Below are 284 nucleotides of genomic sequence, written 5' to 3'. Positions count from 1 at the left end.
GGGCCCATCCCCGCGGACCTCGCCCGCCGGCTCGCGACCGGCCAGGACGTGACCTGGCAGCGGATCGTGACCGACCCGGTGACGGGGATCGCGGCCGACGTCTCACGCCGCACCTACCGGCCCGGGACCGTGCTGGGCGACCTGGTCCGGGTCCGGGACGCAACGTGCACGTTCCCCGGCTGCGGCATACCGGCGTGGCGGGCCGATCTCGACCACGTCGAACCCTTCGACCACACCCGAGCAGGCGACAGGTCCTCCGGCGACGGCACTGTCAGCGACACCGG

The 284-nt window shown here is 74.3% G+C and carries 1 pseudogene; it reads left to right on the top strand.

From position 1 onward, the window contains the following. A pseudogene (locus tag ACLQ14_RS19470) lies at nucleotides 1-284 on the top strand (HNH endonuclease signature motif containing protein); the annotation flags it as partial.

This window comes from Luteimicrobium sp. DT211 (genome assembly GCF_049844995.1).
GTDB lineage: Bacteria > Actinomycetota > Actinomycetes > Actinomycetales > Cellulomonadaceae > Luteimicrobium.
This window is presented reverse-complemented; position numbering and strand designations above follow the sequence as displayed.